General features: G+C 67.2%; 13 protein-coding genes. 6 read left to right on the top strand and 7 right to left on the bottom strand.

Annotation, left to right across the window (positions count from 1 at the left end; translation table 11 throughout):
* Positions 1 to 3: 3 nt before the first annotated feature.
* The gene (locus EG244_RS02655; RefSeq protein WP_158617221.1) at positions 4 to 3,942 is read right to left on the bottom strand and encodes a PAS domain S-box protein; all 3,939 of its coding nucleotides are present in this window, start codon (positions 3,940 to 3,942) and stop codon (positions 4 to 6) included.
* 257 nt (positions 3,943 to 4,199) lie between these two features.
* On the opposite strand from EG244_RS02655, the gene surE reads away from it, so the two are divergent.
* The 6 genes from surE (at position 4,200) to EG244_RS02625 (ending at position 9,333) form a co-directional block, all read left to right on the top strand.
* Positions 4,200 to 4,988, top strand: coding sequence for a 5'/3'-nucleotidase SurE (gene surE / locus EG244_RS02650; protein WP_124963468.1), 789 nt, complete (start codon positions 4,200 to 4,202; stop codon positions 4,986 to 4,988).
* Entirely contained in the window at positions 4,985 to 5,716 is a 732-nt protein-coding gene (locus EG244_RS02645) for a protein-L-isoaspartate O-methyltransferase family protein (protein WP_124963467.1), read from the top strand. The genes surE and EG244_RS02645 overlap by 4 nt, the downstream gene beginning before the upstream one ends.
* Before the next feature lie 71 nt (positions 5,717 to 5,787).
* On the top strand, positions 5,788 to 7,053 hold the full coding sequence (locus EG244_RS02640; RefSeq protein WP_124963466.1) for a peptidoglycan DD-metalloendopeptidase family protein: 1,266 nt from the start codon (positions 5,788 to 5,790) through the stop codon (positions 7,051 to 7,053).
* Positions 7,053 to 7,391, top strand: coding sequence for a YnfA family protein (locus EG244_RS02635; RefSeq protein WP_124963465.1), 339 nt, complete (start codon positions 7,053 to 7,055; stop codon positions 7,389 to 7,391). The genes EG244_RS02640 and EG244_RS02635 overlap by 1 nt, the downstream gene beginning before the upstream one ends.
* Before the next feature lie 67 nt (positions 7,392 to 7,458).
* On the top strand, positions 7,459 to 8,055 hold the full coding sequence (locus EG244_RS02630) for a LysE family translocator (RefSeq protein ID WP_124963464.1): 597 nt from the start codon (positions 7,459 to 7,461) through the stop codon (positions 8,053 to 8,055).
* Positions 8,056 to 8,127: 72 nt separating this feature from the next.
* Complete coding sequence (locus EG244_RS02625) at positions 8,128 to 9,333, top strand: glycosyltransferase (RefSeq protein WP_124963463.1); 1,206 nt, start codon at positions 8,128 to 8,130, stop codon at positions 9,331 to 9,333.
* Here the strand turns inward: EG244_RS02625 and EG244_RS02620 are convergent.
* The 6 genes from EG244_RS02620 to EG244_RS02595 all read right to left on the bottom strand — a co-directional run bounded on the left by EG244_RS02620 (position 9,330) and on the right by EG244_RS02595 (position 23,799).
* Entirely contained in the window at positions 9,330 to 10,163 is an 834-nt protein-coding gene (locus EG244_RS02620) for a glycosyltransferase family 2 protein (RefSeq protein WP_124963462.1), read from the bottom strand. The two genes, EG244_RS02625 and EG244_RS02620, sit on opposite strands and share 4 nt — an antisense overlap.
* A 190-nt stretch (positions 10,164 to 10,353) precedes the next feature.
* Entirely contained in the window at positions 10,354 to 11,325 is a 972-nt protein-coding gene (locus tag EG244_RS02615) for a hypothetical protein (RefSeq protein ID WP_124963461.1), read from the bottom strand.
* A complete protein-coding gene (locus EG244_RS02610; protein ID WP_124963460.1) occupies positions 11,307 to 12,008 on the bottom strand; it encodes a 4'-phosphopantetheinyl transferase family protein in 702 nt (233 codons plus the stop codon). Before EG244_RS02610 ends, EG244_RS02615 begins: the two co-directional genes overlap by 19 nt.
* A complete protein-coding gene (locus EG244_RS02605) occupies positions 12,005 to 16,552 on the bottom strand; it encodes a MupA/Atu3671 family FMN-dependent luciferase-like monooxygenase (protein ID WP_124963459.1) in 4,548 nt (1,515 codons plus the stop codon). Before EG244_RS02605 ends, EG244_RS02610 begins: the two co-directional genes overlap by 4 nt.
* Positions 16,553 to 17,503, bottom strand: a complete 951-nt coding sequence (locus EG244_RS02600) for a glycosyltransferase family 2 protein (RefSeq protein WP_124963458.1) — start codon at positions 17,501 to 17,503, stop codon at positions 16,553 to 16,555.
* A complete protein-coding gene (locus EG244_RS02595; RefSeq protein ID WP_233588898.1) occupies positions 17,500 to 23,799 on the bottom strand; it encodes a type I polyketide synthase in 6,300 nt (2,099 codons plus the stop codon). The genes EG244_RS02600 and EG244_RS02595 overlap by 4 nt, the downstream gene beginning before the upstream one ends.
* Between the last annotated feature and the right edge of the window lie 91 nt (positions 23,800 to 23,890).

The following is a 23,890-nucleotide window of genomic DNA, read 5'->3' as shown; positions in this document are numbered from 1 at the left end:
ATTTCAAGTCTGTGCCGCAGAATTCCGAAAATCTGACAGCAGCCGCACCAGATCCGTCCGGCGAAAGGGTTTCCCCAGGCAGCCGTCAAAGCCCGCCGCCAGATAGCTCTCAATCTGATGCGTCATCACATTGGCCGTCACCGCCGCCGCCGGAGGTGCCGTCCGCGCCCCGGCCGCAGCAGTCGCCCTGATCTGCGCCAGCGCGCTCACCCCATCGAGATCCGGCATGGAGATATCAAGAAGCAGCGCATCAAACTGCCCGGTCTGCGACAGCGCCACAGCCTCACCCCCGTCAGTGGCCAGCGTTACATCCACCCCCAGACGAGTAAGCATAGACTTCAAAATCAACCGATTGGTGGCATTGTCGTCGGCAAAAAGCACCCGCATCCCCGTCAGATCCGCCTGCGCTCGCACCTCGCCCGGCAGCGCATCGGCAGGGACAGGGTCGGGGGGCAGGCGCACCGTCATTTCAGTCCCTTCGCCCTCCTGGCTCTTCAGAGTGATCTCTCCTCCCATCAGCGCGATCAGCCGGCGCGAGATCGCAAGACCCAGACCCGTGCCGCCATAGCGCCGGGTGATGGCCCCATCCGCCTGCTCAAAATCCTCAAAGGCGCGCGCCTGTTTCGCGGGCGACATGCCGATCCCGCTGTCGCGCACCGTGATACAGAGCCCCCCGGCCTCATCAGTGACAAGCGCCACATCCACCCCGCCCGCATGCGTGAATTTCAGCGCATTGCTGACCAGATTATAAAGCACCTGCAGCAGACGGTGGGCATCGCCGTAGCGGTACCCGGAGGCCCCGGCATCGCGGCAGAGGGTGAACCACAGCCCCTGCTGCTCTGCGCGCAGCGCATAGACCGCCGTCAGCCGGTCCGCGAGATCGGCGGGGCGGAACGGCTCCCGCACCACGGAAAGCTTTCCGGCCTCCACCCGCGCGATGTCCAGAATGTCGTTCAAAACGGTCAAAAGACCCTCTCCGCTGTCGCGGATGGTGGCGATCATCGACTGCTCTTCGGGATCTTTGATCCGCGCTGCCAGCAGATCGGCCATGCCCAGAACACCGTTCAGCGGCGTGCGGATTTCATGGCTCATATTGGCCAGAAACTGCGATTTGGCGCGGCTGGCGGCTTCTGCGCGTTCCTTCGCCAGATAAAGATCGGTGATATCCGAGGAGACCCCGCGGTAGCCCATAAAGATGCCATCGGCATCGAAGAAGGGCAGCCCGCTGCTGCGGACCCAGATTTCGCGTTCCCCCTCCAGCCGGGCCGGATAAAGCCAGACGAAATCACGAAAAACCTCACCGCAGCGGAGCCGTTCTTCAAAGTCACGGCCACCGGCTGAAGGCGGGACGGCGGGAGACATCCGCGCAAAACTGCGCAGATCCATACCCATCAGGCGGGCAACCGGGCGCCCGGTCTGCGCGGCGAACCCGTCGGAAACAAAGGTGAAGCGGCTGTCGCTGTCAGTCTCCCAGAACCAGTCGGGCGAGACGGCGGCGATATCGGCAAAGCGCCGCTCGGCCAGATCGCGCCCGGCCAGGGCCTCCCGCAGCCTGGCATTGGCCTGCTGCAGATCAATCTCCCGCGCTTTGGCGGCGGTGACATCGATATGGATTCCCGACAGCACCTCGGTGCGGCCATCATCTGCGCGCTGCGTGGCCTGCCCGCGCGACAGCACCCAGACCCATCGCCCCTCGCGGTGACGCAGGCGCATGGTGATCTCAAACTGCTCCTGCTCGCCTGTGCGAACGCGTTCAAGCACCGCGTCAAGCTGACGGCGGTCATCGGGATGCAACAGCCGCCGCCAGTCGCCAAAATTCTCGACCGCGGTGTCATAGCCCAGCATCTGCCACCAGAGATCATTGGCGCGGGTCTCGCCACTGCGCTCATCCTCTTCCCAGGTGCCGACGGCAGCGCCGCGGATGATCTGCTCAATCCGGGCCGAGGCCTGTTTCAGGGGCGTGATGTCAAAATTCGCACCCACCAGCCGCCGCGAGGTGCCGTCGTGGCTGCGCAGCATCGCCCGGCCGCGCGTTTGCACCCAGATCCAGTGTCCCTCCTGGTGGCGCAGGCGATATTCCACCGCAAAATCATCGATCTCCCCGGTGGCCAGCGCGCGGAAGATCGGCCGCAGCCAGACTTTATCTTCGGGATGGATCAGCTTTGTCCAGGCGCGTCGGACCTCATCCGTCAGGGCGCCGGGGTCAAATCCCAGCATCTCCGCCCAGCGGTCATTGAAGGTCAGAACATCGGTCATATTGTCATATTCCCAGGTCCCCGCTGCCGAAACCGCGAGCACATCCTCAAGCTTTTGCTGCGTCATGCGGATGTCAGTGATGTCGATCTGCATCCCGACCCGCTCACCCGAAGGGGTCAGCCGGTCCCAAAGGCGATACCAGCGCCCGTCACCCAGACGAACCTCTTCCACACCCGGGCAGATGCGGGCGCGGGCCACCCGTTCGGCAATGAAATCTTCTTCGCGCCCCACGGCTTCCGGGTGACGACCGTGGCGCAGGCCGCTGCGCAAAAGCGCCTCCCGGGTGGCACCGGGCCTTACTTCATCTGAGATGGGGGCGAAAAACTCGCGATATTTTTCGTTGCACAGAACCAGACGATCCTCCGCATCATAGATCGAAAAGGCATCGGGCAGCACATTGATTGCAGCTTCCAGGATATCGCGCGCGCGCACCGCCTCTGCTGAGGCGGCGGCCAGCGCCTGATCCTGGGCGCGCCGCTCGGTGATATCGACCTCAACCGCGACAAAGCCGATCAGACCGCCCGCCTCATCGCGGATCGGCGTGAGACTGCTGTCGACCCAATAGGCCTGGCCGCTGCGATCGGCGTTGCAGACCTCCACCCGCTCGGGGCGGCAGGCGGCGATGGCCGCATCCATCCGCGCGGTACTGGCGCTGTCAGCCTCGGCGTGGCGCAGCACCTCCCGCGGGTCACGGCCGAGAAGTTCCGGCAGGCGGTAACCGCAGCGCTCTTCAAAGGCGCGGTTCACCCATGTGACGCGAAACCCGGCATCCATCATCAGGGCATAATTGCTCATCTGACGCGCGACGTGGCCCAGCCCGATCAGCTCCGTCCGCCGCTGCTCTTCGGCGGTGATATCGCGCACGACCACGACAAAGCCCCCGCCGGGCTGGTGCGGCGCGGGCCGGGTGCGGCCGACAGAGGCTTCGAACCACCGCTCACCGCCCGCGATCTTCAGCATGTAGCGACAGCCGTGTGCCCGCCCCGCATGACGCGCACGCTCCATGGCGTCTCCCACGATGTCCGCGACATCGGGGGGCAGCACGTCGTGGTAAGAACGGCCCAGCATCTGTTCGCGCACCTGGGCCAGCAGCGCGGGTTCAGAGGTGTGAATATCGGTGTAGACCCCGTCGTCATCGACTTCGAGCACCAGATCCGGCATCGCCCGCAGCGTGGCGTGGAGCCGCTGCTTTGTCGCCTCCAGCGCGAGGGCTGCAGCCTGTGCGGCACGCTCACTCTCAAGCCGCAGGAGCAGCGCCGCCAGAACCCCGGCCAGCAGGCCGAGGGCCCTGCAGGTCGCGGCCGTCGGGGCCGCAGCCCCGGGCGAAAGATGGAGACGCAGCAGACCCGCAGGCCGGACGTCGCCAGGAACCGGCAGAAACAGACTGTCCTGCGCACAAAAACTGCGGCCCTGCCGGAAGGCCTTCAGATGATCCGCGCAGAGTTCCACCGGCGGGCCGGTACCGCCAAAATGCTCATCCGGCAGAAAGGCGGGCTGCCCCCCGCCGGGCGGGCGCAGAAGTGTCGCCCCCACAGCCCCCGGACACAGCCGCACCGCCCCCGCCAGCAGGGTCTGCACCGCCAGATCCGCAGGCTGCCGCAGCGCGCGCAGCACCAGCGCTGAGACCGCGTCGGACGATCCTTTCCGGGGAAAACCGCCCCGCCGCTCCGGCTTTAATTCGGTCACGCGCCTCTCCCTGCCCGGGGTGAACGCGCCCATTCTGACCCGACGGTCTTAAGGAAGGCTGAAGCGGGCAGCGATCCTGCGCGATCAGCCTCTGCCCGATAAAAACGCAGGCTTCTGCGGCGCAAAGAACACAGATCGGGATTTATGCCGCCCCCCGGCGGGCCCGGCCGCGAAAAACCCTCACTTGAATTCCCTTTTTCATGCGCAGGCTTTAAGTCTGCCCTATTCGGGAGAGACGGAAAGACCTCAGGATCATCATGCGCATACTCGTGACCAATGACGACGGCATCAATGCACCGGGTCTGAAGACCCTCATCGCCATTGCCACTGAGGTGGCGGGCCCCGGGGGCGAAGTCTGGGTTGTGGCCCCGGCTTTTGAGCAGTCGGGCGTGGGGCATTGCATCAGCTATACCCATCCGATGATGGTCTCAAAACTGGCCGAAAAGCGTTATGCGACCGAGGGCAGCCCCGCAGACTGCGTGCTGGTCGGCATCTTTGACGTCCTGGAGGGGCAAAAGCCCGATCTGATCCTCTCAGGCGTCAACCGCGGCAATAACTCGGGCGAGAACACGCTTTATTCCGGCACCCTGGGTGCGGCAATGGAGGGGGCGCTTCAGGGCGTCAAAGCCATTGGCCTGTCACAGTTTCTCGGCCCGGAGACCAAAGACCTGGAAGATGAATTTGAGGTGGCCCGCGACTACGGCGTGCAGGTCGTCCGCGATCTGCTGGACAAGGGCATCTGGGAGGAGGACCGCGATTACCGGATCTTCTACTCGGTCAACTTCCCGCCGCGGGCTTCAAAAGATGTGAAGGGCGTGAAGATCGCCACCCAGGGCTTCCGCCAGGGCACCGGCTATGGGGTTGAGCCGCATTTCTCCCCCTCGGGCCGTCGTTTCCTGTGGATCCGCTCGGCGGATCAGCGCGCTGAGACCGCTCCGGGGGCGGATGTGGCGCTGAACCTTGAGGGCTATATCTCGATCACGCCGATGCGCTGCGATCTGACGGCGCATGACCGTCTGGCGGATCTTGAGGCACGGTTCACATGAGCGCAGACGAGGGTTCTGAAACGGAAGAAACCCTCGCAGAGCGCAAGATGCGCTTCCTCTTCGCGCTGCGCTCGCGCGGGGTGACGGATAAATCCGTGCTCTCGGCCATGGAGAAGATCGACCGCGGCGAATTCGTGCGCGGTCATTTCGCCGGGCGGGCCTATGAAGATATGCCGCTGCCGATCGCCTGCGGGCAGACCATCTCGCAGCCCTCTGTCGTGGGGCTGATGACCCAGGCGCTGGAGGTCGGGCCGCGCGATATCGTGCTCGAAATCGGCACCGGATCGGGCTATCAGGCAGCGGTCCTGAGCCAGCTGGCGCGGCGGGTTTATACCGTCGACCGTCACCGCCGGCTGGTGCGCGAGGCCGAAGAGGTTTTCGCGCGGCTTGGCCTGCATAACATCACCGCCCGCACCGGCGATGGCAGTCTGGGGCCTTTGCCGCCTGCGCGCGCAGATCTGCCGGTGGTGCCGCCGCGCCGCGAAGCGGTGGCGCCTTTTGCCGATCAGGCGCCCTTTGATCGCATCATCGTCACCGCCGCCGCCGAGGATCCGCCCCCCACCCTCTTGGACCAGTTGCGGATCGGCGGTATAATGGTTCTCCCCGTCGGGCAGTCTGACGCCGTGCAGCAGCTGGTGCGTGTGCGCCGCCTTGATGAGGGCTTCGCCTATGAGGAACTGAGGCCCGTGCGCTTCGTTCCTCTGACAGAAGGTATCGCGCCGGAGTAATCCGCCGCAGGAGAAACAGTGCCGGGATCAAACCGGCCAGGTGACGAGGCAGAGCAGGTATGTCCACTTCCATGACCCTTCGTTCCCCCCGGCAGGCTTCCGTGCTGCGTGGCGCAGTCGCATTAAGCGCGGTGGCGCTGATGCTGTCGGGCTGTATGCCGCAGAACGGCCAGCCGATGGACTGGGATCTGCGCCCGCAGCAGTTCGGCTCGACGGCCGATGCGGCGCGGTCGGCCTCGATGAGCCGTCCGCAGGTCGACAGCCGTGGGATCATTTCCTATCCGGGCTATCAGGTCGTGGTGGCGCGGCGCGGCGAGACCGTGGGCACCATCGCCTCGCGCCTGGGCGTCAGCGCCGATCAGATGGCGCGCACCAATGCCATTCAGCCCGACATCATGCTGCAGGGCGGCGAGCTTCTGGTTCTGCCGGGCCGCGTTGCCGAAAGCGGCGGTGGCCCCTCCTGGAGCCAGCCGATGGCCCCCGCGCAGTCCGGAGGCTCCGCCAATATCGGCGCGATTGCCACCACCGCGCTGGACCGCGTCCCCTCAGGCGGCGGCAGCACGGCACAAAGCAGCGCGCCGCCGCGCAGCACCCAGGTGCCCTTTGGCACCTCCGGCAGCACCGCAGGCGGGGTAGAGCCTGCGCGTCACCGCGTGGCCCGGGGTGAAACGGCGCAGGCCATCGCGCGGCAATATGGCGTGACCACCTCGGCGCTGGCGGATTGGAACGGGCTCAACAGCAGCCTGACGCTGCGCGAGGGGCAATATCTGCTGATCCCGCCGACCGCGACCCGCAGTGCCGCTGCGGCCCCGGCCCCGGCTCCGGTGGCCACCGCGCCGATGGTCAATCCGCCGGGGCAAAGCTCGCCCACGCCGCAGCCGCCCTCGGCCAATAAGCCGCTGCCAAAAGAGAACCCGACCCGCGCCGGCGGCGGCAATACCGGAGCGGCCCCTGCCTCTCCGGTATTGCCGACCACCAGCAGCACGGCCTCGCGTCTGGCGATGCCTGCGGATGGCAAGGTGATCCGCGCCTATCAGAAGGGCAAATACGACGGCATCGGCATTGGGGCCGCCGCCGGAAGCCCGGTTCGTGCCGCAGCCGACGGCACCGTGGCCGCCATCACCCGCGACACCGGGCAGGTACCGATCGTGGTGATCCGCCACGCCAATAACCTGCTGACGGTCTATGCCAATGTCGACGGCCTTTCGGTGGCCAAAGACGCCACTGTGCGCCGGGGACAGACCATCGGCCAGGTCCGCGCGGGTAATCCGGCCTTCCTGCACTTTGAGGTGCGACGCGGGGCCGACAGCGTCGATCCGATGAGCATGCTGCCCTGATGGGCAGCGCCGCCCCGACGCTGGCACTTTTTGCGCTGGCGGCCCTGGCGGAGATTGCAGGCTGCTTTGCCTTCTGGGCCTGGGCGCGGATGGAGCAATCCGCGCTCTGGCTTTTGCCGGGGCTGGGCGGCCTGCTGCTCTTTGCCTGGCTCCTGACGCGGGCCGAAAGCGATTTCGCGGGCCGCGCCTATGCGGCCTATGGCGGGATCTATATCCTGTGCTCGCTGGGCTGGCTCTGGGCGGTTGAGGGCCAGGCCCCGGGGCTGCGCGATCTGGCGGGGGCGCTTTTGTGCCTCTGCGGCGCGGCGCTGATCCTGTCGGGCGCGCGCAGCGGCTGAGGAAATATTTCACCCAAAATCCCGCTGCCCTCTGGCAAGTCGGCCCGCCTCCGCGCAAAGCTGCGGCATGGATCTGCACATGCTCTCAGCCCTCACGCTTTATGCGCTCGTCTCCTCGATCACGCCGGGACCGAACAACCTGATGCTCATGGCCTCAGGGGTGAATTTCGGTTTCCGGCGCAGCCTGCCGCATATGCTGGGCATCGGCATCGGCTTTACCGTCATGCTGGTCCTGGTGGGCCTCGGGCTTGGCGGGATTTTCGCCCGCCTGCCGCAGCTGGAGATCCTGCTGAAGGTCGTGGCCGTAGTCTATATGCTGTGGCTGGCGTGGAAGATCTCACAATCCTCAGCCCCTGAGGGTGAGACAAGGCCCGGCGGGCGGCCGATGACCTTTCTTCAGGCCGCGGCCTTTCAATGGGTGAACCCCAAGGCCTGGATCATGGCCCTGAGCGCGATCCCGATCTATGCGCCGGGGCAGGCCACGGGTCAGGTGCTGCTGGTGGCGGCGGTCTTCGGGGCGGTGAACCTGCCCTCGGTCTCGACCTGGGCGCTGGCGGGCACGCTGATGCGGCGCTGGCTGCAGGATCCGGTCCGGCTGAAGATCTTTAACTGGCTGATGGCGGGGCTTTTGGTGCTTTCGCTCTGGCCCGCCCTGCTGAGTTGAGATTTTTTGCGCGGCAAAGCCGTCATCCCCCGCTATGGTCAGGCCGATGAGCCATGCGGAGTCGGTGCCGGAATGAAAATTGCCTATGTTCTGAATACCTATCCCAGCCCCTCGCACAGCTTTATCCGCCGCGAGATCCGCGCGCTTGAGGCCCAGGGCCATGAGGTGCTGCGTCTGGCGATGCGCGCCGACAGCGCCCCCCTGAAAGATGCGGGGGACCGCGAAGAGGCCACCCGCACCCGCCATCTGCTGCGCGAAGGCGCGGGCCCCCTGCTGAAGGCCATGCTGGCCGAAGCCCGCGGCGTGGCGGCGGCGCTGCCCCGGGCCTGGGCCGCCGGAAAGGCCGGCAGCGGCGCAGGGGTGCCGGGCACCGGCGGGCGTCTGCGCCATCTGATTTATCTGGCAGAGGCCGCGCGGGTGGCGCAGATCGCAAAGGCCGAAGGGGCCAGCCATCTGCACGCCCATTTCGGCACCAATGCCGCCATGGTGGCGCATCTGGCGCATCAAATCTCCGGGCTGCCCTATAGCTTCACCCTGCACGGACCCGAAGAATTTGACGCGCCTTTGCCGCTGTCTTTACCGGCCAAGATCGCCTCGGCGAAATTCGTGGCCGCCATCTCGGATTTTGGCCGCTCGCAGCTGATGCGCTGGTCGGCACCTGAGGACTGGCAGCGCCTCGAAGTGGTGCACTGCGGCATTGAGCCTTTGAAATTCGCAAGCCCCCTTCCGCTGCCCGAAGGGCGCGGGCGCATGGTCTCAATCGGGCGGCTTTCCGGGCAAAAGGGCCAGCTTTTGCTGATTGAGGCGCTGGCTCTCGCTGCGCCGCGTTCTGCCGATCTGCATCTTACGCTGGTCGGCGATGGGGCGCTGCGGGTGCCCATTGAGGCGGCGATTGCCCGTCACGGGTTGCAGGACCGTGTCACCCTGACCGGCTGGCTTGATGAGGCGGGGGTGCGTGCGGAACTCGCCCGCGCCCATGCCCTGGTGCTGCCCTCTTTTGCCGAAGGACTGCCGATGGTGGTGATGGAGGCCATGGCCGCCGCCCGCCCGGTTCTCGCCACCTATATCGCGGGCCTCCCCGAGCTTGTGCTGCCCGGTGCGACCGGCTGGCTGATCCCGGCGGGCGATGCGGCGGGCCTCTCTGCGGCGATGCTGGAGCTGGCGCAGACGCCCGCTGCGCAGCTGGAAGCCATGGGCCTGCGCGGGCGCGAGCGGGTGTTGCAACGCCATGACATTGCCCGCGAGGCGGCCAAACTCGCCGCGGCCTTCGCCCGTTAACGCCCGCGCGTCCAGCCGCGCTCTGCCCGGCCCAGCCGCACGGCCAGGGCCACCAGGCCATAGGCGAGAAAGCCTGTCGGTTCGCGCAATGCCAAAGCCGCAAGCCCCCCGGCGCTGAGCCGCGGGTGATCGCTGTTGGCCAGCAGATGCGGATAAAGCGCCGCGATCTCAGCCACCCCCTGGTTCTGCCGCCGCCGCACCCGCACAAGGCGGGCAAAGCCCTCGGCCAGCGGCCAGGTATAGCTGTAAGGCACCGAGAGCCGCTCAGGCGGGGCAAAGGAAAGCCGCACAAAGGTGTCATCTGAAATGATCTGCGGAAAAGCCCCCCAGCGGGCGCGGCCCGCCTCATTCACCGCAAAAAGCCCATAGCCCGGCGCCGTGGTGTCGCGATTAAAGGGCAGGCTTTGCCAGAAACGCCCATAGGCCCGCGAAAGCATGGATTTCGCAGGCGGCAAAACCGCCTGACCACTGCCATAGGCTGCGCCGCTGCGCCCGGCGAGCGCGCGCGTCAGGGCCGCCATCAGCGGAGGAGAGACGCAGACATCGGCGTCCAGATAGGCGCGGATCTCCCCGAGAGCCAGGCCGTCTCCGGAGGTCAGCGCGGCGGTTTTGCCGCCCTCTGCACGCTCCAGCACCCTCAGGCCCCAGCCTGCTGTCCCCGCTGCAGGGGCAAAACTGCGCGCCACATCGGCGGTCGCATCGCGGCAGCCATTGGCCACCACGATCACCTCGGCCCCGCCCGCGACCGGCTCAGAGGCCAGCAGCGCCTGCAGGCAGCTGCCGATATACTCCGCCTCATTGCTGGCGGGCAGGATCACCGAGAGTTTCATGCCCGCGCCCTCCGGGACAGCTTTTCTCCCGTCTGACGGCCGCCAGGGCTGCACAGCGATGCGCCCTCTGCGAGGCCGCGCGCCCAGGTCAGAGATCTGAGCTTCGGGCCATGGCTCCGGCGCGGGATCAGGCCGCGCCCGGTTTTCGCAGCCCCCCGCATCAAGGGGGGAAGCGCCCGAAAGGCAGGGTTCACAGCACCACTCCGGTTCCCGGCTGGCCAGCGATCACGCCGCGCACCACGCCCGCCAGGGCCTGCGCGGTCTCCGGGCTCAGCGAGAAGCTGCGGCCATCGGGGTGGCTCACCTCTGTCAGCGGCCTCTCAGGCACCTGATGATAAAGCACCGCGAAATGGGTCAGGGCCACCAGCCAGGCCCCCAGATCGCTCATATGCACCGTATCGGGCACCCCCTCGGGCGACACCGAAAAGAAGGCCTGGCGCTCGGTGACGCCGGGGATCTGCCCGGCCTCTGCCGCGCGCACGGCAGCCAGCAGGACCGCCCCCGCCGGGATCAGATGCACGGGGCCTGAGCCTGCGGCATGGGCGCGGCGCAGAAACTCACCGATCCAATACTGCGGCAGCTGCGCATCGGTCTGCGCCTCCCAGCCGCCGGGGGTGTCGAGATTGGGCCAGGACTGATAGAGATAAACCCTGATATCCGGCCGTCCGGCCCGCGCCGCCTTTGCCCATTCGGCGATGTAATTCGGCGTGGCATGCCAGCGCAGACTGTCAGCCACCGAAGACATCTCCGTCAGCACCAGGGCGTCATACTCGCCCGAGGCCAGCGCCGCCCGGGCCGGGCGATAGCGGGGATGGGCGTTCTCCACATCAAAGCCGTTGATGGTCAGACGCTCTTCCCAATGCTCGCGCAGCGAGGTGCCCCAGCCGAGCTGGCTTTCATATTCATGCCCCGCCATCTGCGCCAGAAAGGCCGGCATCTCGCGCCCGACCAGCGAATGGCCGATGTGAAAGACCCGCAGCGGGCCGGACGGCGGCGTCAGGGGAGCGTTGAAATCGGCCAGGAAAGCGGCCTCTTCGGCCATGGGTGGCAGCGGCGGCAGCGGCAGCCTGCCGCTTTTGCGACGCCAGAGCGCATAGCCGCCCCCCGCCGCCCCAAGTCCCAGCAGGGCAAGCCCTGCACCGATCATGCTGCGCCGCTGCATTGGCAGCCCTCCGTCGTCAGGGCGGGCAGCGTGGCCCCCGCCAGAATGAACCCCGAGCCCGCATCCCAGCGGCCCTCAAGCACCGTGGCTGCGGGCAGCCCCCCTGCCGCGCGCAAAAGGCGCAGCCGGAACCGGCCGGGGGTGGTTTGCTCAAACTCGGCCTCCTGAAAGCTCAGAAGGCTGCGGCTGAGGGGGTATTGTGCTTTATAGCCCGCCTCTTTGGCCACGAAGATCAGCCGCGCGGCCAGGCCCGGCTGCGGCTGCGCGGCGGCCCAGATCCGCTCTGCCGGGGTCAGGATCGCGGGGATCAGCTCCGCCGGAAGATCCGTCGCCGGTTCGAGATCAAGCCCCGGGCTCAGCAGCCCCTGCCGCAGGACCACCGCAAGGGCCAGCCCTTCGGTATGGGTCAGGCTGCCGCAAAGCCCCTCCGGCCAGAGCGGTGCCCGATCCGCCCCGCGTGGCACCGCCGCAGGGGCAAAGCCGAGATCCGCCATGGCGGCGCGGGCGGCCATGCGCCCGGCCAGAAACTCGGCCTGACGATGGGGCACCACACGCCCCGGAGTGCCCGCCTGCTCGCCCGGGTAAAGCTGCCCGCCCTCTGCGGCCTCAGCGGCCCCAAAGCCCGCCACGGCCCCCGGAAAGAGCCCGCGCAGCAGCGTCAGAGCGGCGGCCTTCCTGCTCATGCCGACTGCCCCCGGCTGGCGCGAAGCGCGCGGCGGGCCAGCATGGCATCAAGGCGGCTGTTGCCGGTCTCTGCCGCAGGAGCGGCCAGGGCAGAGGCCGCAGGGGCGGCAGGCGGCGGTGTCCGGGCCGCCCCGAGGTGATCCGCCAGCGCCTTCAGGGTCGGGAAGCGGAAGATATCGGTAATCGAGAGCCGCGTCGTGCCCAGCGCCTCGCGGATTTCCCGATGGGCCTGCACCGCCAGCAGCGAATGCCCGCCCAGCGCGAAGAAATTGTCCTGGGCGCTGACCTGGGGCAGGTTCAGCACCTTCTGCCAGACGGCGGCAATGACACCCTGGACCCCGGCCTCCGGCGCCTCGAATGCCTCAGCCCGCACGGCAGCGACCTGAGGCGCGGGCAGCGCCTTACGGTCAACCTTGCGGTTCGGCGTCAGCGGAAAGGCGGCCAGCTTTACGATCTGCCCCGGCACCATATGGGCGGGGAGCTGCTTTGCCACCTCAGAGAGCAGCGTTTCGGGCACCAGCCAGCTGTCGGAGGTCACATAGCCCACCAGCCGCAGATCCCCCGGCACATCCTCACGCGCAAGAACCACCGCCTGCCGCACTCCGGGCGCGGCCTCCAGCACCGCCTCAATCTCGCCCAGCTCAATGCGGTAGCCGCGCAGCTTCACCTGGAAATCGGCCCGCCCCAGAAAATCAAGCCTGCCATCCGCCCGCCAGCGCACCAGATCGCCGGTGCGGTAGATGCGGCCCCCGGCATGGAAGGGATCGGGCTTAAACCGCTCCTCCGTGAGGTCCGGGCGCTGCCAGTAGCCACGCGCCACGCCCTCGCCGCCGATCCACAGCTCGCCCGCCACGCCGATGGCGCAGGGCTCCATCTCTTCGGTCAGCACATAGACCCGGGTGTTGAGGATGGGGGTGCCGATATTCACCACGGCCTCGCCCTCAGAGGCTTCCTCGGTGGTGGACCAGATCGTCGTCTCGGTCGGGCCATACATATTGAGGATGCGCCCCACCCCCGCCTGACGCAGATCGCGCACCAGGGCCCCGGGCAGCGCCTCTCCGCCGATCATCATCAGCGAGAGCTGCCCCAGCGCGGCGCGGCTCTGCTCATTCATGGCGATCATCCGCGCCATTGAGGGGGTACACTGCAGATGGGTCACCCCATGGCGGCGGATCTGCGCGGCGATGGAGTAATCCCCCGCCTCAGGTGCTGCCCCCCCTGCGGCAGGCCCGGCCTTGGCCACCACCTGCGCCAGCGGGCGCAGCCCGGCCAGCACCACCTCCGGCGCGATGCCGTAATCGATCAGACAGGCGATCTCGGTCACGCCGATGGCCTGAACCTCTGCCACCCGCGCAAGCGCCTGCTCTACCGTGCCAAAGAGGCCCGAATCCGCGAAATAGCGCTCAAAGGCGAAGTCGAGGATCGCCTCCATCTCCTCCTCGCCGAGATCGCGCAGATCGAGCGCACCGGGATCGGTCACCCCCGCGGGCTTTTTGAAGGCCGGGAAGGCCCAGGCATATTGCTTGATCAGCCCCGCTGCCGAGCGCAGGTAGTCCTTCATCGGCTCCCGGGCGATGCGGCGGGCCTCCTCGGTGCTGGTGCCAAGGAAGGTATGCAGCATCAGGGTGACCTTGTGGTCTTTCGGGTCACGGCCATTCTCTCTGAGCGCCTGGTGATAGATGGCGATCTTCTCACGCACCTCTGCCAGGGTCTGGCCCAGGAGGTGGGTCAGCACATGGGCACCGATGCGCCCGGCCTCACGCCAGCTCTCGGCATTGCCGGCGGTGGTGACCCAGACCGGAAGCTCGGCCTGGACCGGGCGGGGCTGGGTGATAACCGGCAGCATCTCACCGCTTTTTTGCGGAAATTCCACCGCCTCTCCGCGCCAGAGCCTGCGCACGGTCTCAATGCTGTCAAAGAGTGCTTTGCGGTTGGCGGGGGGCGTGTTCTCAGGACGCAGCACAAAGTCTTCCGGCTGCCAGCCGGAGGCCATGGCAATCCCCGTCCGGCCATTGGTCAGATTGTCGATCACCGCCCATTCCTCAGCGATCCGCGCCGGATGATGCAGCGGCGCCACGCAGGAGCCTGCCCGCACGGCGAGATTGCGGGTCACCGCAGCCACCGCAGCCCCGGTCACCGAAGGGTTGGGATAGGGGCCGCCAAAGGCGTGGAAATGCCGCTCCGGCGTCCAGACGGCGGTAAAGCCATGCTGATCGGCAAAGCGCGCGCCCTCCAGCAGCAGATGATATTTCGCAGGGCCTGCGCCGTCGTCATTGCCCCAGTAATAGAGGCTGAACTCCATGCCACCCGCAACAGCGGCGGTGGCCGTGCCGCCCCCTGCGACCAGACTGCGCTCCTCTTCTCCCATGACCACCAGGCGAAAGCCGCGCGACAGGGTCCAGAACAGTTCAAGAACAGAGATATCAAAGGAAAGCGAAGTGACCGCCAGCCAGGTGCCCGGATCGGTGCCGATGCGCGCATCCATACCCGCGAAGAAATTGGCCACATTGCGGTGGGTCAGCATCACCCCCTTGGGCCGCCCGGTCGAGCCGGAGGTATAGATGAGATAAGCCAGATCTTCCGGACCCGCACCGCCTTCGGGATTGCTCTGCGCCGCCTCCGGCAGATCTTCCACCACCAGGGCCACCGCCCCTTCGGGCAGCAGCGCCTGGCTGGCGCGGTCCGTCACCACCAGGGGCGCGCCGCTGTCCTCCAGAAAGAGCGCCAGCCGGTCGGCGGGATAAGACGGGTCCATCGGCACATAGCCCGCCCCGGCCTTCAGAATGCCCAGCGCCCCGGCCACCAGCCAGGGAGAGCGGCGCAGCGACAGCCCCACCAGCATCCCCGGCCCGACGCCCCGCGCGCGCAGCAGATGCGCCAGACGGTTCGCCATGCGGTTCAGCGCATCATAGCTCAGGCTCTGGTCCTCATGGATCAGAGCCACTGCCTCGGGGTTGCGGGCAACCTGTGCCTCAAAGGCGGCAGACATGCTCAGCGCTTCATAGGGCGCGGCGGTGGCATTCCAGGCGTTCAGCACCAGATCCCGCTCTGCCCCGGTCAGGCCCGGGATATCGCCGAGGCGCGCAGGCGCGTGCGACAGCGCCTCTTCCATGGCGAACAGACGGTCGGCCAGCAACCGCGCCAGCGCCGGGTCCAGCCGGGCGGCGTCAAAATGAAACGCCCCCGGAGAAAGCGTGATCACGCTGCCCGCCACCGCACCGCCCTTTGACAGTGCGACCTGCGGCTGCAGCACCTGGGCCACCCCCTGGGTGCGAAGCGGCAGATCCGCCGCAAAGCCCGCCCCGCCCGCCGCCCGCGCCACTGCAGCCCCCTGGGCGGCCTGATGATCGACAGGCATCGCCCCGGCCACCGCCGTCAGACGAAGCGGCGCCCAGGGCACCACATAGCCCGCCGCCTGCGGCAGGCCCTGGGTGCTGAAGGAAAGATCCGCCGTCTCTGCCCCCGCCATCCGACAGGCCCAGAGCGCAATGGCCCCATCCGAGATCGGCGGCAGTGGCAGGCTTTGCCAGTCAGAAACCGCGCCCGCAGGCACCTGGGTGACCTCCAGCGGCGTAAAGCGGCGCAAAAGCGCGCGAATGCGCCCCTCAGAAGGGGTCACGGCGGCGAGGGCGGCGGTGATCTGCGCGGCCTCCCCGGTGGTGAGGGCGGGAAGCACCTCACCCTGGCGCAAAGCCTGCAGCGGGGTGAAAGCCGCGCCCTGAAGATCGCGCAACCCGCCCAGCCGAAGCGCCGTGCCGCCGCCACAGGCCACCGTCAGGCCAGCCGCATCAAGCGCAAGGATCTCTCCCGCGGCCCCCTGCCCCGGCACCTCTTCGGCGCTGCTGACCGCAAGGATCTGCCCGCCGCCGAGGATTTTCGGCAGGGCCAGCGGGTTGGTATAGCTGCCATGATCAAGCGCGCGCACCAGCCGCGCCAGCTCCCCTGCGGGGCGGTTGAAATCCAGCCGGGCCGCCGCCTCGGGGCGGTCATCGCGGGCGTGATAGCTGCGCTGGCTGAAGTCCTGCGCCCGGGGCTGCAGGCGGTTCTCGGTGATCTGCGCCACCAGATCGCCAAAGCTTTCCAGCGCCGCCTGAAAGGCCCGGGTGTTCAGCGTCAGCGCCGTATCATCGGGGGCAATGTCAAAGCCGCGCGTCAGAAGGATGCGGCCTTCGTCAATGCCGCCCTCGATGAAATGCCAGGTGATTCCGTGGCGGCTCTCCCCCTCCAGCAGCGCCCAGACCGGCGCGTTCAGCCCGGCATGGCGCGGCAGCGGACCATCGTGAAAGTTGATCGCGCCATGACGCGCCCTCGCCAGCAGATCCTCTGGCACCAGCGAGAGATTGGCGATGGAGAAAAGCCAGTCATAGCCCGCCTCGGGCACCGGCTCTCCCGGGGCCCTGACGGTGATCCCCTCCTGCGAGAGCCGCGCACCCAGGGCCGCGTTGCGGGTGATGACCGCCGCCACCTGATGCCCCGCCGCACGCCAAAGCGACACGCATTCCGCCAGCAGCGATTCATTACCGATAAACAATGCCTTGTGCATTTAACCCCCCTTACCCTGGCGCAGCATATGCCGTGCAAGGTCCTTCAGGAAATGGGGCGGATCCCCTACCGCCCCGCCGCTGAGCGCCGCGCGCATCCGGTGCAGCAGACCGCCCGCCAGATGCGACAGCGTGGCGAAAACCGCCCCGCTGCGCCCGTGATGTTTGCGAAAATAATGCCAGCGGCTGTCAAACCAATAGCCCGGCGTGCGCGCCCAGCGCTTCATGCCCGTGCTCTCAGAGCCGATATGAACCACCGGCGCATCGCGCAGATAGTCCAGACCCCAGCCCGCCCCGGCCGCACGGCGGCAGAGGTCGGTTTCCTCAAAATAAAGGAAAAAGGTCTCATCAAAGAGGCCGATCTGATCGAGCATCTGCTGGCGCAGCATCAGCGAGCATCCCGCACTCCAATCCGCCGGAGAGACGGGGACCTGCGGGATCGGCAGCGGCACGACATGGCGGCGCAAAAGCCGGGTGACCGGGCCGGTGCGGGCCGCGCCCTCAAACTCCGAGGCGATCGAGGGGAAGCGAAAGAGCGTCTGATGCGGCACCCCGTCCGGGCCGCCGACATAGCCCCCCGCCATGCCAAGCCGCGGATGAGCGTCCAGATGATCGCGCAGCCGCGTGATGGTCTCGGGCGCGGGAAAAGCGTCGGAGTTCAGCAGATAGACGTAATCCGGCAGCTGCCCGCCGGGCAGACCGGCACGGATGCCGACGTTATTCCCGGCCCCGAAGCCGCCATTGCGGCCCGCCTGGAGCACCTGCACCCGGTCCCAGCCGCGCGCCGCCACGCCCGCGCGGATCTGCGCTTCCGAGCCGTCGCCGCTGTCGTTGTCGACGATGATGATCCCGCCCTCAACACCCGTCATGGCCGCCACCGCCGTCTCAGCGGCCTGGAGCGTCATCTCAGGCGTGCGCCAGTTCAGGATGACCGTCAGAACCCGGGCGCTCATGCCCCGGCCCCGCTTACTGCGCGCAGGCGGCGGCGCAGATCTGCGGTGAGTACACGGACATTGGGCTCCAGCACCATGCTGTCGTGATCGCCCGGCACCTCAATAATCTCCAGCCCCGGCGCATAGGGGGTCCAGAGGTTGTCGGGATAGATATAATCGCGGTTCGCAGCGATCATCCGCCCGCCGACCTGCCAGCGCGGATCGGGCGCGGGACGATAGAGCATCACCGGCCCCTCCCGGCGCTCGACGCTGTAACCCGGCAGAGCGGCGCGGAAGGCAGCCTCAATGGCGCGGTTCTGGTGCTGGCCCTCGGCCTCTCCGCGCTCAGCCAGCGCAAGTTCCCGGGCATAGGCCCGCTTTTCTTCCTGCCAGGCGCGCCAGTAACCAGCACCGCCGCGCAAAAGCCCCTGCAGACGCACCCGCACCGCATCCGACTTCGTCATTCTTGGCGCCAGCGGCTGGGGTGTATCCAGAAGCACGACCCCCGCCACGACCTCTCCCGCCGCCTCAAGCTGGCGCGCCATTTCCCAGGCGATCAGACCACCCCCGGAAAAGCCCCCCAAAAGCCAGGGGCCACCGGGATGCACCTCACGCATCTCAGCGAGGTAATCCGTTGCGGCCTCAACGAAATCGTCATGCGGCTGTGCATCGCCAAAGAGACCCCGGGCCTGCAGCCCGTAGAAGGGGCGGTCCTTACCAATCAGCTGCGCCATATGGCGCAGGTTCAGCACATTGCCGAACATCCCCGCCACCACAAAGAGCGGCGCCTGATCCATGGGCGCAGTGGCCGGATGCATGGCCACCAGATGGGTGCGGCGCACCACGGGCGCGGCGGCTGCGGGGACGGCGGCGTCGCCCCCGTCCTGCGGGCCGATGCGCGCCTCAATCAGCGCGGCACAGGCGGCGATGGTCGGCGCTTCAAAGAGAACCGACATCGGCAGATCCACCGACCAGAGCCTGCGGATCTGCGCAAAGAGCCGCACGGCGATCAGCGAATGCCCGCCCAGATCGAAGAAGCTGTCTTCAACCCCGACTTCAGCCACCCCCAGCAGCTCACTCCAGAGCGCGGCCAGCTGCTTTTCAACGGCGCTGCGCGGGGCGATGAAATCGCTGTCCAGCTCAGGCCGCGCAAAGCCGGTCTCTGACACCGGGGCCGGAGTGGCCTCGGCATCCGCCGCGCGGATCAGATCGGGCAGCGGCACCGGCGTGACATAGACCGGGCTTTGACCGGCAGCGAGGGCGCGGCGGAAGGCCTCTCCCCCCTCGGCGGCGCGGATGCCAAGCGCCAGCGCCTCTCGCAGCCGCTCCTGGCCGGGGGAGTGATGGATGCTCTCTGCCAGCGGCTCGAGGCTGCGCGGATCGGGGGCCGGGAAGCTGAGGCCGTGATCGAGGCGGCGGATCTCAAAGCCCGTCACCTCACACAGCACCCGCCCCTCCGGGTCGGTCAGCGTCACATCAAACCGCACCGAGCCGCTTTCGGCATGGCCGGTCTCAGAGAGCCGCACATGGCTGAAGATCCGCGCCGGAAGCGGCGCGAGGAAACTCACCTCATGATAGCTCACCGGCACCCAGAGGTGATCGGGGCGATACCCCGGGATCAGCGCCATCGCCCAGCCGGTGGCGAGATCCAGCAGCGCCGGATGCGCGCGGTGCCCCGCCGTCAGATCGCCCGCAAAAGCCTCGGGCAGCTGAAGTTCCGCCAGACCCTCTCCCCCGGCCATGGCCTGAGAGCGCAGCACACGCCAGCGCGGGCCAAAGGAGAGATGCGCCTCCTGCGGACTGCGCAGCCCCTCACCGGCAATTGCTGCACCGCAGCGAAGGCGCAGCGAAGCCAGATCGACAATGCCCTTTGCAGGCGCAGAAAGATCAACCTCTCCCTCGCTGTGGCTTTGCCAGCCCGCGGTGCCGCCCGCCTGAACCCTGGACTGCAGCGTGAACCGCCAGCCCCCCGCTGCGGGGCGCAGAACCAGACGGATATCGCGGCTGTCGGTCACCGCAAGCGGGCTGAGGAAGCTGATGTCGCGCAGGGTAAAGCCCCCCGCATGACCGCTGGCCGCCAGCGCCGAGGCCAGCAGATCAAAAGACCCGGTGCCCGGCAAAAGCGCCTCACCCGCGCGGGTGCGGTGGCCATCGAGCCACCAGTCCCGGATCGTCCAATGCCCGCTGAAAATCAGCCGGCCATCCGCCTCACGCCGCAGAGACGACAGCAGGGGCGCACCCTCAAGCGGCTGATCTGACGCGGTTTCTCCGGCAGCTGCAGCCGCCATCCCGATATCCGCCCAGATCCCCCAGTTCAGCGCCACAACGCGGCGTGCCCCCCCGGTCCGGGCCTGCGCCCAGGCGTTCAGGAAGGCATTGGCCGCCACATAATCCACCTGCCCCGCCGCCCCGATCACCGTCGAGGTCGAGGCAAAGACGACGATGGTGCAGGGCGCATCCGCCGGGAAGACCGCATCCAGCACGCGGGTGCCCTGGATCTTCGGCGCAAAGACCTGATCAATCGCCGCCTCGCTGCGCGACAAAAGCGGGCCGTCATCCACCGTGCCTGCGGCATGGATCACCAGATCGACCGGACCAAACTCCGCCTGCAGCGCGGCCTTTGCGGCCTGCATATCCTGAAGGTTGCTCACCTCGCCTGTCAGCGCCAGGACCTGCGCCCCTGCCGTCTGCAAAGCGCGGATCTGCCGGATACGCGCGGCCTCCGGGCCTGCCGGACTGCGCGATAAAACGGCGTCCCACTCCGCTTCCGGCGGCAGCGGGCGGCGCGACAAAAGACCGATCCTGGCCTTCGAGCGGGTCGCCAGATCCGCCGCCAGGCTCTGCGCGATCCCGCCAAAACCGCCCGTGATCAGCACCACCGCGCCGGGCTTTACATCCACCGGCGCAGGCAGCGGCATCGGGCGCAGCTGCGCCGCAAAACGCCGCCCGCCCCGCAGAGCCGCCTGCCCGGACAGCGGCGCGGCCAGAGCCTCTTCCAGCAGAAGATCTGCATTTTCAAGGGGCAGGGCCAGATCAAGCTGCGCGCAGCTCATCCCCGGCAGCTCTCTCGGCAGAACCTTCAGCACCCCGTCAATCGTCGATTTTTGCGGAAAAGCTAAAGCTTCGCCGGAAACAGAGACCGCCCCCGTAGTCAGGGCAGTGAGTTGCACAGGGGCCGAAATCCCGGTCTCAATCAGGCTTTGCGACAGCCAGAACAGCGACCAGAAGCCCTGCTCCATATGCTGCTGAAAGAGATCTGATCCGGGCCGCGGGCCCGCGCCGCCGTCCAGCAGCCAGCCATGCAGAATGCGGCGCGGCATCTGCCCGCGCTCAGAGAGATCGCGGATCAGAAGGTCATAGCCCTCACGCCCCAGCTCGGCCGCGAGGGTGATCCGATCCGTACCAAAGCCACCGGAGCGGTCGCCTGCCGCAACCGTCACCACCCGCTGCCCCGCCCCGCGCAGCCGATCAGCAAGCGCCGCCATCACGCCGCCCGCATCCGCAAAGATCAGCCAGTCTTCGGCAGGCATAGCCGCAAGCTCGGCCGCGATGGCGCCGCCGGTTTCGCGCGGACGCCATTGCCCCTGCCAGCCCCAGGTCGACAGATCATCGCTGCGCTGCAGCATTGGCGCGGAATGCTGCGCAGCATGCGCCTGTCCGGGCTCAATGAAATAGCGGCTGCGCTGGAAGGGATAGGTCGGCAGAGAGAGCCGCCGCCGCGCCATGCCGCCCCAGAGCGGCGCCCAGTCAAGCGGCAGTCCAAGCCCCCAGAGACGGCCGAACATGGTCACGAAATGCAGATCATCGCCCAGGATCTGGTCCGGATGGCGCAGTGAAGACACCACCCGCTCCGCCGCCAGGCCATTGGCTTGTGCCAATGAAGACAGGGCCTTACCAGGACCCGCCTCGAGGAAAATCCGCGGCTCAGCGGAGAGCCAGGAGATCCCGGCCGCGAATTGCACCGTCCCGCGCAGATGCATGACCCAATAGTCCGGATCCATCGCCTCAGCCGCCGTCAGGGGCTTGCCGCTGCGGTTGGAGATGATGATTTTCTGCGGCGCAGCAAGATTTATGCTGCGCAGAAAATCCCCAAAGGGTTTCAGGATCGGCTCAAGCATTCTCGAATGGGCGGCGATGTCGATCGGCACCCGAATGGTGTCGATCCCACGCCCGGCCAGGCGCTGCGCCAGGGTCTCAAGCCCGGCATCGGGGCCTGAGACCACGCACAGACCCGGCGCATTGACCGAGGCCAGGTCCAGGCTGTCGCCCAGCTCACGGCGCAGCTCCGCCTCAGGCAGCGGCACCGAGAGCATGCCGCCTTTCGGGATGCTGTCGAACAATTCGCCGCGCAGGCGCACAAGACGCAGGCAATCCTCAAAGGACATCACCCCCGCCAGGGCCGCGGCGGTGTTCTCGCCCATGGAATGGCCGATCAGATAATCGGGCTCCACCCCCCAGCTCATCCAGAGCTGCGCGAGGGCATATTCCACCATCATGATCAGCGGCAACTGACGCGACGGGCGGCGGGTCAGATCAGCGGCCGCCGCCGCTTCCTCCCCGGGCGCGGGCAGCCAGAGGCGGCGGAGTTCATCCCCGGCCCCGGAGCCCAGAACGGCAAAGCCCCGGTCCATCCACTCCCGAAACACCGGCTCGGTCTCATAGAGGTCGTGGGCCATATGGATATATTGCGCGCCGCCGCCGGGGAACATGAAGACCACCTCAGGCGGGGTCCCGGCGCGGCTTTGGGTAAAGACGCGGTACCGATCGCCTGTCTCCAGCATCTCCGCCGCCTGGAGCGGGCTTTCGGCCACCAGAACGCGGTTATGCTCAAAGGGGCGGCGGCCCTCTTTCAGGGTGAAGGCCACATCGGCAAGGTTCAGATCAGGCTGCGCGCGAAGATGGGTCGCCAGACCCAGGGAGGCCGCATCCAGCGCCTTTTTCGAGCGCGCCGAGAGGGTGAGCAGCTGGAACGGCCAGTCAGATTCCTCCGGCGCGGGCCGTGCGGGCGGCTCTTCGACGATGACATGGGCATTGGTGCCGCCCACGCCCAGCGAGTTCACCCCTGCGCGACGCGGCGCACCAAGGCGCGGAAATTCAGACAGCCTGTCGTTGACGGAGAAAGGCGAGCCCTCAAAGGCAATCGCGGGGTTCGGCGCCTCATAGCCGAGGCTGGGCGGGATCTGCCCCTCGCGCACGGCAAGGCTGGCCTTGATCAGGCTCGCGACACCGGCGGCGGTATCAAGATGGCCGATATTGGTTTTGACCGAGCCGATTTTTGCGAAATTCCCGCGGTCGGTCCCTGTGCGAAACGCCTCTGTCAGGGCGGCGACTTCGATGGGATCCCCAAGCCAGGTGCCGGTGCCATGGCATTCGACATAGCCGATGGTCTCAGGCGCGACCCCGGCCATCTGATGCGCCTCGCGGATCGCCGCCGCCTGACCATCGACCGAAGGGGCCAGATAGCCCGCCTTGGCCGCACCATCGTTGTTCACCGCGGTGCCGCGGATCACGGCATGGATCTGATCGCCGTCCGCAAGGGCGTCTTTCAGGCGGCGCAGCACCACACAGCCCGCGCCCGAGCCAAAGATCGTGCCCTGCGCGCGGTGATCAAAGGCATGGCAATGCCCGTCCGGCGACAGGATCTCACCGTCCTGATAAAGATAGCCGCGGCCATGGGGCAGCTCAATCGTGACGCCCCCGGCCAGCGCCATATCGCTTTCGCCGCTCAGAAGGCTTTGCACCGCCAGATGCACCGCCACCAGCGAGGTGGAACAGGCGGTCTGCACCGTGATCGAGGGGCCCTTCAGATCGAAGATATGGCTGACGCGGGTGGGCAGGAAGTCTTTGTCATTGCCGGTATGGCGCAGCAGAAACATGCCGGTGTTCTGCACCAGATCCGGGTTGGAGCAGATGTTGAAGTAAAAATAGCTCCCCATCCCGCAGCCCGCAAAGACCCCCGTGGGTCCGGCAAAACTGCCTGGCGGGTGGCCTGCGTCTTCCAGCGCCTCCCAGGACACCTCCAGGAACTGGCGGTGCTGGGGGTCCATGATGGCGGCCTCTTTCGGGGAAAGCCCGAAGAACTCAGCATCAAACTCTTCAAATCCGTCGAGCACCACGGCGGCAGGCACATAATTGCTGCGCCGCATACGGGCGGGATCTTCCCCGGCCTGCGCCAGATCTTCCGGGCTGAGGCGGCGGATCGATTCGAGACCCGCACAGAGGTTTTGCCAGTAACCGGCGACATCTTTTGCCCCCGGCAGATGCGCCGCCATGCCGATAATGGCAATGTCACCGTCCGGATGCTCGTTCAAATCCACTGCTGTAATCTTTCAAAATCATCCCGGGCCAGGACACGGCGAAAGGAATTTATGCTGCAATAATAATGAGAGCCGCCCCGGCCTATATGCA

This window comes from Falsigemmobacter faecalis (assembly GCF_003863335.1).
GTDB lineage: Bacteria > Pseudomonadota > Alphaproteobacteria > Rhodobacterales > Rhodobacteraceae > Wagnerdoeblera > Wagnerdoeblera faecalis.
Note: the sequence above shows the minus strand (reverse complement) of the source record. Positions and strands in the feature narration are given on the sequence as shown.